Origin of the sequence: Sneathiella litorea (genome assembly GCF_009882915.1) — a bacterium.
Lineage (GTDB): Bacteria > Pseudomonadota > Alphaproteobacteria > Sneathiellales > Sneathiellaceae > Sneathiella > Sneathiella litorea.
Genome location: NZ_WTUW01000008.1, coordinates 1 through 15,766, shown reverse-complemented (window position 1 = coordinate 15,766; position 15,766 = coordinate 1). Strand labels below are relative to the sequence as shown.

13 protein-coding genes and 1 tRNA gene are annotated in these 15,766 nt (G+C 52.2%); all 14 read left to right on the top strand.

Translation table 11 applies throughout. From position 1 onward, the window contains the following. Window positions 1-128, top strand: a 128-nt coding sequence (locus GQE98_RS13995; protein ID WP_484592868.1) for an EF-Tu C-terminal domain-related protein, incomplete at its 5' end; no start/stop codon positions are given. 110 nt (window positions 129-238) lie between these two features. Beyond that, window positions 239-314: transfer RNA gene (locus GQE98_RS13990), tRNA-Trp, on the top strand. Window positions 315-387: 73 nt separating this feature from the next. Beyond that, window positions 388-585: a preprotein translocase subunit SecE gene (secE, locus tag GQE98_RS13985; RefSeq protein ID WP_161316338.1), complete on the top strand. Its 198-nt coding sequence runs from the start codon at window positions 388-390 to the stop codon at window positions 583-585. 4 nt (window positions 586-589) lie between these two features. Beyond that, complete coding sequence (gene nusG / locus GQE98_RS13980; RefSeq protein WP_161316337.1) at window positions 590-1,120, top strand: transcription termination/antitermination protein NusG; 531 nt, start codon at window positions 590-592, stop codon at window positions 1,118-1,120. An 83-nt stretch (window positions 1,121-1,203) separates the two neighbouring features. Beyond that, the gene (rplK, locus tag GQE98_RS13975) at window positions 1,204-1,632 is read left to right on the top strand and encodes a 50S ribosomal protein L11 (protein ID WP_161316336.1); all 429 of its coding nucleotides are present in this window, start codon (window positions 1,204-1,206) and stop codon (window positions 1,630-1,632) included. Between the two features lie 4 nt (window positions 1,633-1,636). Then, complete coding sequence (gene rplA, locus GQE98_RS13970) at window positions 1,637-2,329, top strand: 50S ribosomal protein L1 (RefSeq protein ID WP_161316335.1); 693 nt, start codon at window positions 1,637-1,639, stop codon at window positions 2,327-2,329. A 278-nt stretch (window positions 2,330-2,607) separates the two neighbouring features. Then, entirely contained in the window at window positions 2,608-3,117 is a 510-nt protein-coding gene (gene rplJ, locus GQE98_RS13965) for a 50S ribosomal protein L10 (RefSeq protein WP_161316334.1), read from the top strand. Window positions 3,118-3,177: 60 nt separating this feature from the next. After that, window positions 3,178-3,558: a 50S ribosomal protein L7/L12 gene (gene rplL / locus GQE98_RS13960; RefSeq protein ID WP_161316333.1), complete on the top strand. Its 381-nt coding sequence runs from the start codon at window positions 3,178-3,180 to the stop codon at window positions 3,556-3,558. Between the two features lie 269 nt (window positions 3,559-3,827). Then, window positions 3,828-7,931 (top strand): DNA-directed RNA polymerase subunit beta, encoded by a 4,104-nt coding sequence (rpoB, locus tag GQE98_RS13955; protein WP_161316332.1) that lies wholly within the window; start codon window positions 3,828-3,830, stop codon window positions 7,929-7,931. A gap of 118 nt (window positions 7,932-8,049) precedes the next feature. After that, the gene (rpoC, locus tag GQE98_RS13950) at window positions 8,050-12,237 is read left to right on the top strand and encodes a DNA-directed RNA polymerase subunit beta' (protein WP_161316331.1); all 4,188 of its coding nucleotides are present in this window, start codon (window positions 8,050-8,052) and stop codon (window positions 12,235-12,237) included. Window positions 12,238-12,668: 431 nt separating this feature from the next. Continuing rightward, complete coding sequence (gene rpsL / locus GQE98_RS13945) at window positions 12,669-13,040, top strand: 30S ribosomal protein S12 (RefSeq protein WP_161316330.1); 372 nt, start codon at window positions 12,669-12,671, stop codon at window positions 13,038-13,040. 12 nt (window positions 13,041-13,052) lie between these two features. Beyond that, window positions 13,053-13,523, top strand: coding sequence for a 30S ribosomal protein S7 (rpsG, locus tag GQE98_RS13940; protein WP_161316329.1), 471 nt, complete (start codon window positions 13,053-13,055; stop codon window positions 13,521-13,523). A gap of 39 nt (window positions 13,524-13,562) precedes the next feature. Next, complete coding sequence (gene fusA, locus GQE98_RS13935) at window positions 13,563-15,638, top strand: elongation factor G (protein ID WP_161316328.1); 2,076 nt, start codon at window positions 13,563-13,565, stop codon at window positions 15,636-15,638. Between the two features lie 40 nt (window positions 15,639-15,678). Then, window positions 15,679-15,766, top strand: an 88-nt coding sequence (locus tag GQE98_RS13930) for a GTP-binding protein (RefSeq protein ID WP_139194506.1), incomplete at its 3' end; no start/stop codon positions are given.

The following is a 15,766-nucleotide window of genomic DNA, read 5'->3' as shown; positions in this document are numbered from 1 at the left end:
CGGGTGATAACGTGACGATGGATGTCGAGTTGATCGCACCGATCGCCATGGATGAAGGCCTGCGCTTCGCTATCCGCGAAGGTGGCCGGACCGTTGGTGCCGGCGTCGTCGCAAGCGTAACCGAATAAGGAAGAAAGACCTTAGTTGTCTTAAACATCAAGACGATTACATTAAGATAAGGGTTGGTCCCGGGCGTCGGTAAAGAATTCGGCGACCCGGGACTGCCCGTTCGGACTGGAGGAGTGTAGCTCAATTGGTAGAGCACCGGTCTCCAAAACCGGGGGTTGTGGGTTCGAGTCCCTCCTCTCCTGCCAATCTGGTTGATCTAAATGTAAAAGTCTTGTATACCGCCGGGTCATTCACCGGTTGAAGGATTTTAGAAGAATTATGGCAAAGGTAAACCCAGGTGCTTTTATCCGCCAAGTGCGGCAGGAAGCCTCGAAAGTGACATGGCCGACCCGCAAGGAAACGCTGATTACTACGGGGATGGTGTTTGTTATGGTTTTTCTGGCGTCGTTATTCTTCTTCGCCGTTGATTTTGGCATTCAGAACGTCATTAAAGTAATACTGTCACTGGGGTCCTGATCATATGGCTAAACGTTGGTATATCATTCACGCCTATTCGGGTTTCGAGAAAAAAGTCGCTCAATCCGTTAAGGAACAGGCGATTGTCAAAGGCATGGCTGACCTATTTGAAGAGGTACTGGTGCCGGTCGAGGAAGTCGTCGAGGTGCGTCGTGGTCAAAAGGTAAACGCGGAAAGAAAGTTTTTCCCGGGTTACGTTCTGGCGCATATGGAGATGAACGACGAATCATATCATTTAGTAAAGAATTTGCCCAAAGTGACGGGCTTCCTGGGGAATGGCAACAAACCGACGCCAATTTCCGAAAAGGAAGCGATGGCGGTTCTCAACCAGGTGCAAGAGGGAATCGAGCGGCCCAAGCCATCGGTTACGTTTGAACTGGGTGAAGAAGTCCGGGTCAGTGACGGTCCGTTCGCGACCTTTATGGGGCAGGTTGAGGAAGTAGATGAGGAAAAGGCAAAACTGAAAGTATCGGTTTCGATCTTTGGTCGCTCTACTCCAGTTGAACTTGATTATTCTCAAGTCGAGAAAAGTTAGATAGTAATTTCCGCATGGTGCGGAACGTTGTGGGAGGCCCGCCATGGTCGTACCACGACCCCTTATTTTGAAGAGGGCTTAAAATGGCTAAGAAAATTAAAGGTTACATCAAGTTGCAGGTCCCGGCGGGACAGGCAAATCCGTCTCCACCCATCGGTCCGGCACTGGGCCAGCAGGGTGTAAATATTATGGAATTCTGTAAGGCTTTCAATGCGGCCACAGGCAGTATGGAAGGCGGAATGCCGATTCCAACAGTAATTACTGTTTATGCTGACCGTTCATTCAGCTTTATTACCAAGACACCTCCGGCCGCCTATTTCCTTAAAAAGGCAGCGAATCTGAAAAAAGGCGGTAGCACACCGAGCAAGGCAGTAGCGGGTACCGTTACTTCTGCACAGGTTCGCGAAATTGCCGAGGCAAAAATGGTGGATCTGAACGCCAACGATATTGAATCAGCGATGAACATTATCAAAGGCTCCGCCCGTTCAATGGGCTTGGAAGTGGTGGAGTAGGATCATGGTAAAATTGACGAAAAAGCAAAAAGTTGCAGCTGACGTGATCGATCGCGAAAAATTCTATCCACTGGATGAGGCTGTTGAATTCATCAAATCAAATGCAACATCGAAATTCGATGAAACAGTTGAGATTGCGATGAACCTCGGTGTTGATCCGCGTCACTCCGACCAGATGGTGCGGGGGGTTATTCAGCTCCCGAACGGGACAGGTAAATCTGTTCGCGTCGCTGTTTTTGCGCGCGGTGACAAAGCGGAAGAAGCGACCAAGGCTGGCGCCGACCTGGTTGGTGCGGAAGACCTGATGGAAAAAATCCAGGCAGGTGAAATGAATTTCGATCGCTGCATCGCGACCCCGGACATGATGGCGGTTGTCGGGCGTCTCGGTAAAGTATTGGGTCCACGTGGCTTGATGCCAAATCCGAAGCTCGGGACTGTAACGCCGAATGTTGCGGATGCCGTTAAGGCGGCCAAGGGCGGACAGGTGGAATTCCGGGCAGAGAAAAGCGGAATTGTTCATGCCGGACTTGGTAAGTCGAGCTTCACCAATGAAGCGTTGAGTGAAAATATCAAGGCCTTTGTCGGCGCGGTGGCAAAATCCAAGCCGAGCGGTGCAAAGGGAACTTTTATCAAGAAGATCGCCGTAAGCTCCACTATGGGCCCTGGCGTGAAGCTTGAAATCAGCGACGTTATTTAATAACGCTGCTAAAGAGATTTGCTGCCCTGCAAAGGGCCGCAAATGTCGGGTTGGTTCGCCAACCCGTCTGTCCAAGACTGCAGGTGTTTCCGGATCTTTTTGTGATGGAGATTTAAATGCAATTCGTTGCCTGCATAGACAGGGAAGCTAATTAATTCGCTGCTTGTCAGCAATTCAGGTGGACCTGGGACAGTTTAACCGGATCTGGCGAATGCCGGGTTCTAGTGTAAACGGAATGCCTTAAGAGTTTGAGGCATTTCAAATACTGGAGACGACGAGTGGACCGATCGCAAAAAGAAGCGGTGGTTACCGAGCTGAACGGTGTTTTTAACGAAGCAGCTGTTGTTGTTGTCGCTGAATACAGTGGACTCACTGTAGCGGAAATAACAGATCTTCGTGTAAAAATGCTGAATGCTGGTGCCAGCTTCAAAGTGACTAAAAATCGGCTTGCGCGTCTCGCTCTTGATGGCACGGACTATAGTTCCCTGTCCGGCAAGTTAAAGGGCCCTGTGGGTATCGCATATTCAAGCGATCCTGTGGCCGCCCCGAAAGTTGCAATGGACTATGCAAAGGGAAACGAGAAGTTTGTCGTTATCGGTGGCGCAATGGGCACAACGGAGCTAGACCCTGATGGGGTCAAGTCTCTTGCGAGCCTGCCGTCACTTGATGAACTTCGCGGAAAACTGGTCGGATTGCTGCAGGCTCCTGCGACGAAAATCGCTGGTGTCCTTCAAGCTCCTGCTGGTCAGTTGGCCCGTGTCCTGGCGGCGAAAGCCGAACAGGGTTAGATGTAATAGCCAGTTAATATTGAAACTAAACCAATAGGTTTACCTGAGGAGAATAGTAAAATGGCCGATCTCGAAAAGATTGCCGAAGATCTTTCCAGCCTGACAGTGCTGGAAGCTGCAGAACTTTCAAAACTTCTAGAAGAAAAATGGGGCGTTTCTGCCGCAGCACCAGTTGCTGTAGCTGCTGCTCCAGGTGCAGGTGGCGGCGATGCGGCTGCTGCTGAAGAAAAAGATGACTTTGACGTTGTTCTGGTCGCTGCTGGCGAAAAGAAAATTAACGTCATTAAAGAGGTCCGTGCTATTACGGGTCTTGGTCTTAAGGAAGCTAAGGATCTCGTCGAAGGCGCACCGAAAACCGTTAAGGAAGCTGCTCCAAAAGACGAAGCTAACAAAATCAAAGAACAGCTTGAAGGCGCAGGCGCAACTGTTGAACTTAAGTAAACAGTTCGGTTGTAGCGACCTTTGGGTGGCTAAAATGGTAACGGGGAAGGCGGCGATTGCTGCCTTCCCCGCAGCCGCTTTCTAAGCGGGAAAGCATAAATCCGGCGGGATTTTAAACTCGCGGCTTCTCCGGCGGCCTTAGGGCCGGAGGAAAATTTGCAGGAATTTCAAATGATTATCCGATATTCGGTGATCGCTTGAAAGCCGGCTCGCAGCCTTTCTGATAAAGGTTGTTTTTTAGTAGGCCAGGAAACATACGGGGATTTGGCATGGGCATATTGCAGTCGTTCACCGGTCGCAAGCGCGTTCGTAAAAACTTTGGAACTATCGAGGCGGCAACTGAAATGCCGAACTTGATCGAGGTTCAGAAAACCTCCTACGATGCGTTTTTGATGCAAGATACGCCGCCCGACGCACGCGGCGATGAAGGTCTTCAATCAGTTTTCAAATCCGTTTTTCCGATTAAGGATTTTGCCGATACGGCAAGCCTTGAATTTGTCTCTTATGAATTTGAAACCCCGAAATACGACGAGGAAGAGTGCCAGCAACGCGGCATGACCTTCGGCGCTCCGCTGAAAGCGACGCTGCGCCTGATCGTGTTTGAGGTGGACCCGGATACAGAAGCGAAATCTGTCCTCGATATCAAGGAACAGAGCGTTTACATGGGTGACATGCCGCTCATGACTGACAAGGGCACCTTCATCATCAACGGTACGGAGCGGGTGATCGTTTCCCAGATGCACCGGAGTCCAGGTGTCTTTTTCGATCATGACAAAGGTAAAACACATGCCAGTGGCAAGCTTCTCTTCGCTGCCCGCGTAATCCCCTATCGTGGGTCCTGGCTCGATTTCGAGTTTGATGCCAAAGACATCGTTCATGTCCGTATCGACCGTCGTCGTAAGCTGCCGGTCACAGCGCTGCTGCAGGCGCTTGATATGACCCATGAGGACATTCTTTCGTATTTCTATGATCGCGTCGATTACAAGCTTGAGAAAAAGGGCTGGCGGACACCGTTCAATGTCGATCGTGTACGCGGTAGCCGTTTGATCCGGGATCTTGTTGATGCGGATACGGAAAAAGTCGTTGCCGAAGCAGGTACGAAGATTACCCAGCGTCTCGCCAAAAAGCTTATGGACGAGGGCCTGAAAGATATGCTTGTCGGCCATCTTGACTTGGTGGGCCGCTTTATCGCGGAAGACATGATTAACGAGAATACCGGTGAGGTGTTTGTCGAGGCCGGTGAGGAATTAACCGAGGCCTTAATCGATCAACTCGAAGCTTCGGGTTTCAAGGAAATCCCGACGCTTGATATCGATAACGTTAATGTGGGTCCGTATATCCGGAATACGCTTGCTGTCGATAAAAGCAGCTCCCGTGATCAGGCTCTGATTGACATCTATCGCGTTATGCGCCCTGGCGAACCGCCCACCGAGGAAACTGCGGAAGCCCTTTTCAACGGTCTATTCTTTGATTCGGAGCGTTATGACCTTTCCGCCGTTGGCCGGGTAAAGATGAATCTTCGCCTTGATCTTGATGCGGAAGATACTGTCCGGGTCCTGCGCAAGGAAGATATTCTTGCCGTGGTTAAAACTCTTGTCCGGCTTAAGGACGGTCATGGGGAAACTGACGATATCGATAACCTTGGTAACCGCCGGGTTCGCTCAGTCGGCGAACTGATGGAAAACCAGTATCGTATTGGCCTGCTTCGTATGGAACGTGCCATTCGCGAGCGGATGAGTTCAGTCGAGATTGATACGGTCATGCCGCATGATTTGATCAATGCAAAACCAGCTGCCGCTGCGGTACGTGAGTTTTTCGGCTCAAGCCAGCTCAGCCAGTTTATGGACCAGACTAACCCGCTGTCAGAGATTACCCATAAGCGTCGTCTTTCCGCGCTTGGTCCGGGTGGTCTGACCCGTGAGCGTGCGGGCTTTGAGGTGCGGGACGTGCATCCGACCCATTATGGTCGTATCTGCCCGATTGAAACGCCGGAAGGACCGAATATTGGTCTGATCAACTCGCTCGCGACCTTTGCGCGGGTGAACAAATACGGCTTTATTGAAAGCCCGTATCAGCGTGTTGAAAATGGCAAGCTGACCGGTGACGTCAAATATCTCTCGGCAATGGAAGAAAGCAAGCATACGATTTCCCAGGCCAATGCGGCCCTGGATGAAAGCGGTATGTTTACTGAAGATTTTGTGCGTTGCCGGGCGCAGGGCGAATATGTCGTCGCCAAGCCAGAAGATGTTACCTATATCGACGTGTCGCCAAAACAGCTGGTGTCCGTTGGTGCTGCACTTATCCCGTTCCTTGAAAACGATGATGCGAACCGCGCCCTTATGGGGTCGAACATGCAACGTCAGGCCGTCCCGCTTCTGCGGGCGGAGGCACCGTTTGTTGGTACGGGTATGGAAGAGCGGGTTGCCCGCGATTCCGGTGTTGCTACGGTCGCCAAGCGCGCCGGTATCATCGATCAGGTGGATGCAACCCGTATCGTGATCCGGGCAACGGATGAAGAAGATCTCAGCAAGTCCGGTGTCGATATCTATAACCTGCTGAAATTCCAGCGGTCGAACCAGAACACCTGTATTACCCAGCGTCCGCTGGTTAAGGTCGGTGACATGGTTGAGGCCGGGGATATCATCTGTGATGGACCTTCGACGGATCTCGGCGAGCTTGCGCTTGGCCGGAACGTGCTTGTCGCGTTTATGCCGTGGAATGGTTATAACTTCGAGGATTCCATCCTGATCTCTGAGCGGATCGTGAAGGACGACGTCTTCACCTCGATCCATATTGAAGAGTTCGAGGTGATGGCTCGCGATACGAAGTTGGGTCCGGAAGAAATTACCCGCGATATTCCGAACGTTGGTGAAGAGGGGCTTAAAAGCCTCGATGAAGCCGGTATCGTATATGTCGGTGCGGAAATTCAGCCGGGTGATATTCTGGTGGGCAAGATCACACCGAAGGGTGAAAGCCCAATGACGCCGGAAGAAAAGCTCCTGCGCGCCATCTTCGGTGAGAAAGCCTCCGATGTTCGTGATACGTCTCTACGACTGCCGCCGGGTGTTGCCGGTACGGTTGTTGAGGTTCGTGTCTTCAACCGCCATGGTGTGGAGAAGGACGAGCGTGCGCTTGCCATCGAGCGTGACGAGATTGAGCATCTGGCAAAAGACCGTGATGACGAAAAAGCCATTCTGGAGCGGACAATCTATGATCGCCTCAAAGGTCTTCTCGTATCGCAGAAGGTTGCGTCTGGGCCAAGTGAGTTCAAGGTGGACGAGGTGGTCACGTCTGAAAAGCTGTTGGACCTGCACCCTGGTGTCTGGTGGCAGATCAGCGTCAAGGACGACGCTTCCATGGAGAAGATCGAACAGCTCAAAAAGCAGTATGATGAGGCCATTGGCGGTCTTCGTGCCCGCTTCGAGAATAAGGTCGACAAGTTGCAGCGCGGTGACGAGCTTCCGCCTGGGGTGATGAAGATGGTCAAGGTCTTTGTCGCGGTGAAGCGCAAGCTTCAGCCGGGCGACAAGATGGCTGGCCGTCATGGTAACAAGGGTGTTATCTCCCGGATCTTGCCAGAAGAGGATATGCCTTATCTTGAAGACGGTAAGCCGGTTGATATCGTGCTTAACCCGCTAGGTGTGCCGTCGCGTATGAACGTCGGGCAGATTCTTGAAACGCATCTCGGCTGGGCCAGCCATGGCATCGGTACACAGATTACCGAGATCATGACTCGCATTCGTCTAGGTGCAACAGATCTTCAGCCGCTAAAATCCAAACTGCAAGAAGTGTATGGCGATGAGGAGTATGAGGAAAAAATCTCCGGCATGTCCGATGAGCAGTTCCTTGAACTCGGGGGTAACCTCAAAAATGGCGTGCCGATGGCAACGCCTGTTTTTGACGGTGCAAAGGAAGAAGACATTAACCGTCTTCTTGAAATTGCCGGTCTGGACACTTCCGGTCAGGTAACTCTGATCGACGGTCGTTCAGGGGAACCCTTTGATCGCAAGGTAACAGTAGGCTATATCTATATGCTGAAGTTGCATCATCTGGTCGATGACAAGATCCATGCGCGTTCCATCGGGCCATACAGCCTTGTTACCCAGCAGCCGCTGGGAGGTAAGGCGCAGTTTGGTGGACAGCGGTTCGGTGAGATGGAGGTCTGGGCCCTGCAGGCTTATGGCGCTGCCTACACCCTGCAGGAAATGCTGACCGTTAAATCGGACGACGTGGCCGGCCGGACGAAAGTCTATGAAGCCATTGTCCGGGGTGACGATACGTTTGAAGCCGGTATCCCGGAAAGCTTTAACGTTCTGGTTAAGGAAATGCGCTCCTTGTGCCTCAATGTCGAGCTTTCGCAGATAGGTTACTGATTGAGTTGGTCCCGGGTCATACCGGGGCCAATTGATACGTTGGTCACTGACAGTTATTTTTTAGGCCGCAATATATGCGCCTCCCGGGGACCCCGGGGTTTAAAAGGAGAGATGGTCCATGAATGAGTTGATGAACCTTTTTGGTCAGCCACAGGGCACTCAGGCTTTTGATGAAATCCGGATTTCTATTGCCTCACCGGAACGGATCCGGTCGTGGTCATTCGGTGAAATCAAGAAACCCGAAACCATCAATTACCGAACATTCAAGCCGGAGAAGGATGGTCTTTTCTGCGCGCGGATCTTTGGTCCGATCAAGGATTATGAATGCCTGTGCGGTAAGTACAAGCGGATGAAGTATCGCGGTATTACCTGCGAAAAGTGTGGCGTTGAAGTGACGCTATCGAAGGTGCGCCGTGAACGCATGGCCCATATCGAGCTTGCGTCTCCTGTTGCCCATATCTGGTTCCTGAAATCGCTTCCGTCCCGTATCGGCCTTCTGCTCGATATGACGTTGAAGGACCTGGAACGGATCCTTTATTTCGAGAATTATGTGGTTGTTGAGCCTGGCCTATCACCACTCAAGCAGTTCCAGTTGCTTTCGGAAGAAGAATATCTCGACGCGCAGGACGAATATGGTGAGGACGCTTTCACTGCCGGTATCGGCGCTGAGGCTATCCGGGATATTCTCTCCGCGCTCGATTTAGAGACCATTCGCGATGAAATCCGTGAGGAAATGGCGGTCACAACGTCGGAAGCAAAACCGCGTAAACTCGCCAAACGCCTGAAAATCATCGAAGCCTTCATGGAATCGGGCAACCGTCCTGAATGGATGATCCTGCAGGTCATCCCGGTTATCCCGCCGGAACTTCGTCCGCTGGTCCCACTGGATGGTGGCCGGTTTGCAACGTCCGACCTTAACGACCTCTATCGGCGGGTTATCAACCGGAACAACCGACTGAAACGACTGATTGAGCTTCGCGCGCCGGACATTATCGTCCGGAACGAAAAGCGTATGCTTCAGGAATCCGTTGATGCTCTGTTTGATAACGGCCGTCGTGGCCGGGTCATCACGGGTGCCAACAAGCGTCCGCTGAAATCCCTGTCCGACATGCTGAAGGGCAAGCAGGGTCGCTTCCGCCAGAACCTCCTCGGTAAACGTGTCGACTATTCCGGACGTTCGGTGATTGTGGTCGGGCCGGAGCTGAAACTCCATCAATGTGGTCTTCCCAAAAAGATGGCGCTTGAGCTATTCAAACCCTTTATCTACGCCAAACTAGAGCTCAAGGGTATGGCGGCCACCGTCAAGATGGCGAAGAAACTGGTCGAAAAAGAACGCCCGGAAGTCTGGGATATCCTTGAAGAGGTTATCCGCGAGCATCCAGTGCTTCTTAACCGTGCGCCAACGCTCCATCGTCTTGGTATTCAGGCGTTTGAGCCGGTCCTGATTGAGGGTAAGGCTATTCAGTTGCATCCACTAGTTTGTACAGCGTTTAACGCTGACTTTGACGGTGACCAGATGGCGGTCCATGTGCCGCTTTCTCTCGAGGCGCAGCTTGAAGCCCGCGTGCTTATGATGTCCACCAACAACATTCTGAGCCCGGCAAGTGGCAAGCCGATTATCGTGCCGAGCCAGGACATCGTTCTTGGTATCTATTACCTCACCATGGACATTGCTAATGAGCCGGGTGAGGGGATGGTCATTGCTGACGTGGCGGAAGCCCAGCATGCGATCGACAATAAAGTCCTTACCCTGCACAGCAAGATTAAGACCAAGATCACATTTACCCAGGAAGATGGTTCGGAAGTTCGCAAGCTTGTCGAAACGACGCCGGGCCGCATGTTGATCGAGGAAATCCTGCCTAAAAACTCGAAAATCAGCTTCGAACTGATTAACCGCCTGCTGACCAAGAAAGAAATCACGCAGGTGATTGACGAGGTCTATCGCCATTGCGGTCAGAAAGAGACTGTGATTTTCGCGGACCGTCTGATGGGTCTCGGTTTTGCACATGCTTGCCGCGCCGGTATCTCTTTCGGTAAGGATGACATGCGCATACCTGTCTCGAAAGATGCCCTGGTTGAGGAAACGCGTAAGCTTGCTGAAGAATACGAACGGCAATATTACGATGGCCTGATTACTCAGGGCGAGAAATACAACAAGGTCATTGATGCCTGGTCACAATGTACGGACCGTGTTGCTGATGAAATGATGAAGGTCATTGAAGCGGTTGAAATGGACGAGAACGACCGCCAGGTTGGCATCAACTCGATATTCATGATGGCCAACTCCGGTGCCCGTGGTTCTGCGGCGCAGATGAAGCAGCTCGCCGGTATGCGTGGCCTGATGGCCAAGCCATCTGGTGAGATTATTGAAACACCGATCATTTCCAACTTTAAGGAAGGATTGAGCGTTCTCGAGTACTTTAACTCAACCCATGGGGCACGTAAGGGTCTCGCGGATACGGCACTTAAGACCGCGAACTCTGGTTACCTGACACGCCGTCTGGTGGACGTTGCCCAGGATTGTGTTGTGATCGTGGAAGATTGTGGCACTGAGAATGGCGTGACGGTTCGTGAGGTGGTTGAAGGTAGTGATATTATCGCGACCTTGAGCGACCGGTTGCTCGGCCGTACGGCCGCGGTGGATGTTGTCAGCCCGATAACAGGTGAGGTAATTGTCGCCGGTGGTGAAATGTTTGACGAGGCGAGCTCGCTTCTTGCGGAAACGTCTGGCGTTGAGCAGGTTCTCATCCGGTCGGTCCTGACTTGCGAAACCAAGGGCGGTATCTGCGGAAAATGTTATGGCCGTGACCTCGCGCGTGGAACGCCGGTTAATATCGGTGAGGCTGTTGGTGTTATCGCGGCCCAGTCGATTGGTGAGCCGGGAACGCAGCTGACCATGCGGACGTTCCATATCGGTGGTACGGCGCAGGTTGCCGAAGTCTCCTCTATCGACGCTTCCCATGAAGGCACAATCAGGATTGAAAACCGTAATGTTGTTGTCAACAGCACGGGCAACCCGATTGTTATGGGTCGGAATTCAGAACTGGTACTTGTCGATAACAACAATCGTGAACGGGCACGTCACCGTATCGCATATGGTACTCGGCTCTTGGTCGATGAAGGCGCGAAAGTTAAGAAAGGCGATAAGCTTGCACAATGGGATCCGTTCACGACACCTGTGATCACGGAACTTGAAGGTAAGGTCAGCTATAAAGATCTTGTTTCCGGTACTTCTATGGCGGAGCAGGTTGACGAAGCAACGGGTATTGCCCGGAAAATCGTCGTTGACTGGAAATCCCAGCCGAAGGGCAGTGATCTTCGCCCACGCATCACTCTGCGTGGCGAGGACGGGGAACTTCTCACCCTGCCAAGTGGACATGAGGCGCGTTACTTCCTGCCGGTGGATGCTATTCTATCGGTTGAAGATGGCGCAGATGTTCAGGCTGGTGACGTGTTGGCTAGAATCCCGCGTGAAGGCTCCAAGACGAAAGATATTACCGGTGGTCTGCCGCGGGTGGCCGAGCTCTTTGAAGCCCGTCGTCCGAAAGATCATGCGATTATTGCCGAAGCTGACGGTTTTGTTGAATTTGGCAAGGATTACAAGTCGAAACGTCGCGTGTCGATCCGTCCGGAAGGAGAGGGTGCGGAACCAGTTGAGTACCTTATTCCGAAGGGTAAGCATCTTTCAGTCAATGAGGGTGATTATGTTCGGGTTGGCGATTACCTGCTCGACGGTAACCCTGCTCCGCATGACATTCTGAAAGTTCTGGGTGTCGAAGCGCTTGCTAACTTCCTGATAAATGAAATTCAGGATGTCTACCGTCTGCAGGGCGTGAAGATCAACGATAAGCATATCGAAGTGATCTGCCGTCAAATGCTGCAGAAGATAGAGATTGAGAAGCAGGGCGACAGTTCCTTCCTGATCGGTGAGCATATCGATCGTGAAGAATTCGCAGCGCAGAACGAAAAGCTGGTCAAAGCCGGTAAGGCGCCAGCTGAAGGTAGCCCGATCTTGCTCGGTATCACGAAGGCAAGTCTGCAAACTAACTCCTTTATCTCGGCGGCTTCCTTCCAGGAAACAACCCGAGTATTGACGGAGGCTTCTGTCGCCGGCAAGAAGGACACACTCATGGGGCTCAAGGAAAACGTTATCGTTGGACGCTTGATCCCGGCGGGTACAGGCGCGCAGATGAACCGCTTGAAGCTATTGGCGGCGAAACGTGACAAGGAGATCCAGGACAACGCCGATGTGGCTGTTGGCATGCTGGAGCCTGAAGTCACGGAAGAAACTTCTGCTGCCGAATGATACTTTAAGAATCAGTCTTTTCCCCTAGAAGAATTAATGCGGAAGAGACAGAAAAATGGAGTACGGCGCCGCTAATCCGGCGCCGTATTCAGTTAACCTCAAGACACTTCACAGCTTATGAGGGAGATAACCCGAGGCTAGAACGCAAAATGGTCGGATTTAGTGCCAGATTCTGGGGGCGGGGAGAGCGAAAACAATGGCATTCAGAGATTAACAAAAATGCAATCTTTTCTGCTTGACTGCGCCAAGCCTCCCCCATATATTGCGCCCTCCTGACAATGGTCGTGTACTTATTTTTCCGTGTGTCGTCAGGATTTTTAGAAAAGCGCACGTGTTAAGTCTCTTCGGGTGGACGCAAAAAACCTGACCGCGAGCAGAGCCGCAGCTGCACGCGGCTGTTCTATTTGCGGCGACGAATGATAGGAAGAAGAATGCCTACTATTAATCAGCTGATCAGAAACCCCCGCAAGGCGCCGGTTTCGCGTAATAAAGTGCCCGCCATGGAGGCGTGCCCGCAGAAGCGTGGTGTTTGTACGAGAGTTTATACGACAACTCCGAAGAAACCGAACTCCGCATTGCGTAAGGTCGCCCGTGTGCGTCTGACCAATGGTTTTGAGGTAACGAGCTATATTCCAGGTGAGGGTCATAACCTTCAGGAGCATTCGGTCGTCTTGATCCGTGGTGGTCGTGTAAAAGACTTGCCCGGTGTTCGTTATCATATCATTCGTGGTGTGCTGGATACGCAAGGGATTGCGGATCGTCGTCAGCGTCGCTCCAAATATGGCGCGAAGAAGCCGAAATAAGGAATTTGATATATGTCACGTCGTCACGCCGCTGAAAAGCGCCAAGTTCTCCCGGACGCTAAGTTTGGGGATGTTGTTCTGACCAAGTTCATGAACTCCCTCATGTTTGACGGGAAAAAGTCTACCGCCGAAGGTATCGTTTATGGTGCTTTTGACGTTATTGAGAAAAAGACCGGCTCCAGCCCGGTTGAAGTCTTTCACGAGGCTCTGGACAAAATTAAGCCAGACCTTGAAGTTCGCTCTCGCCGTGTTGGTGGTGCGACCTATCAGGTGCCGGTTGAAGTTCGGGCAGAGCGGGGCCAGGCCCTCGCTATTCGCTGGTTGATCGCAAGTGCGCGCAAGCGCTCAGAGGTCACCATGGTGGATCGCCTTTCAGGGGAAATTCTTGATGCATCCAACGAGCGCGGTGGTGCTGTCAAGAAGCGTGAAGATACGCACAAAATGGCGGAAGCGAACCGTGCGTTTGCTCATTACCGCTGGTAACCGAATTTAACTACGCAAGCTTGATCTAGGATTTCAGACATGGCACGCACAACGCCCATCGAAAAATACCGCAACATTGGGATTATGGCCCATATCGACGCGGGCAAAACGACAACCACGGAACGCATTCTGTACTATACCGGTGTGTCTCACAAAATCGGTGAGGTGCATGATGGTGCGGCAACAATGGACTGGATGGAGCAGGAGCAGGAACGGGGTATTACAATTACTTCCGCTGCAACGACATGTTTCTGGAAAGATCACCGCATCAACATCATCGACACCCCTGGTCACGTTGACTTCACTATTGAGGTTGAGCGGTCTTTGCGTGTTCTCGATGGTGCGGTCGCTGTTTTTGATGGTGTCGCCGGTGTTGAGCCGCAGTCAGAGACTGTATGGCGCCAGGCTGATAAATATCGTGTTCCGCGCATGTGTTTCGTCAATAAGATGGATCGCACGGGTGCCGATTTCTATCGTTGCGTTGAAATGTTCAAGACTCGTCTGGGTGCGGTTCCGCTCGTGTTGCAGCTGCCGATTGGCTCTGAGGCTGAGTTCGAGGGTGTCGTTGACCTGATCAAGATGAAGGAAGTCGTCTGGACCGGGGAAGAGATGGGCGCGTCTTTTGAGTATCGCGATATCCGTCCCGAACTCGCGGACAAGGCGGCTGAATACCATATGGCGATGGTCGAGACGGCGATTGAGACGGATGAGGCTGTGTTTGAGGCTTACCTCGAAGGGGAAGAGCCGAGCGAAGACACCTTGCGCGCCTGCATTCGTAAGGGCACGCTTTCAGCAAGTTTTGTCCCGGTTCTGACCGGCACGGCGTTTAAGAACAAGGGTGTTCAGCCACTGTTGGATGCTGTAATCGAGTTCATGCCATCCCCAACCGATATCGGTGGTACGCATGGTATTGATGTTAAGAGTGAAAAGGACATCGAGCGCCTTCCGTCAGATGAAGAGCCGTTTGCAGCCTTGGCGTTCAAGGTGATGACCGACCCCTTCGTGGGATCGTTGACTTTCGTTCGGGTTTATTCCGGCGTGCTGGAAGCGGGTACGCAGACGTTGAACTCGGTCAAGAATAGCCGGGAGCGCGTTGGTCGTATGCTGCAGATGCATGCTAATAGCCGGGAAGACGTAAAGCAGGCGCGTGCGGGTGACATTGTCGCTATTGCGGGCCTGAAAGACACGACAACAGGTGATACTCTGTGCGATTCGTCTAAACCCGTCATTCTAGAGCGCATGGAATTCCCTGAGCCGGTTATCGAGATTGCGGTTGAGCCGAAAACAAAAACCGACCAGGAAAAAATGGGCGTTGCGCTTAATCGGCTTGCAAAAGAAGATCCTTCGTTCCGGGTTTCCTCGGATATCGAAAGTGGTCAGACCATTATTAAAGGGATGGGCGAGCTTCATCTGGACATCATCGTCGATCGCATGAAGCGTGAATTCGGTGTTGAGGCAAACATCGGTGCGCCGCAGGTGGCTTATCGTGAAAGCATCACCCGTGAGGCAGAGCTTGACTACACCCATAAGAAGCAGTCTGGTGGTTCGGGTCAGTTCGCCCGCATCAAGATTGTTGCCAAACCTGGTGAGCCGGGCGCAGGCTTCACATTCAGCGATACCATTACGGGTGGTTCGGTGCCGAAGGAATATATTCCGGGTGTTGAAAAAGGTGTCCGCGATATCGTCGAGACCGGTGTGCTTGCAGGTTTCCCGCTGATCGATGTGGATGTCACCCTTATTGACGGTGCTTACCATGACGTCGACAGCTCGGTCATGGCTTTTGAGATTGCGGGTCGTGCAGCAATGCGCGAGATCGCCCCGAAAGCCGGTCTTCGCCTGCTGGAGCCGATGATGAAGGTCGAGATTGTGACGCCGGATGAGTATATCGGCGATGTCATGGGCGATTTGAACAGTCGTCGCGGTCAGGTGACCGGAACGGAACCGCGCGGTGTAGCGCAAGTAGTCAATGCAATGGTGCCGCTGGCCAATATGTTTGGTTATGTGAACAACCTGCGCTCCCAGACTCAAGGGCGCGCAACGTTTTCCATGGTGTTTGACCATTACGAACCAGTGCCACAACACGTTTCAGATGAAGTTCTGGCGAAGTTGGCGTAACGCAATAAGCTGAGGCAGCCGGAGATAACGGAGAAATAAAATGGCCAAAGAGAAATTTGATCGTAGTAAACCGCATGTAAACATTGGCACGATTGGCCATGTTGACCATGGAAAGACGACGCTGACGG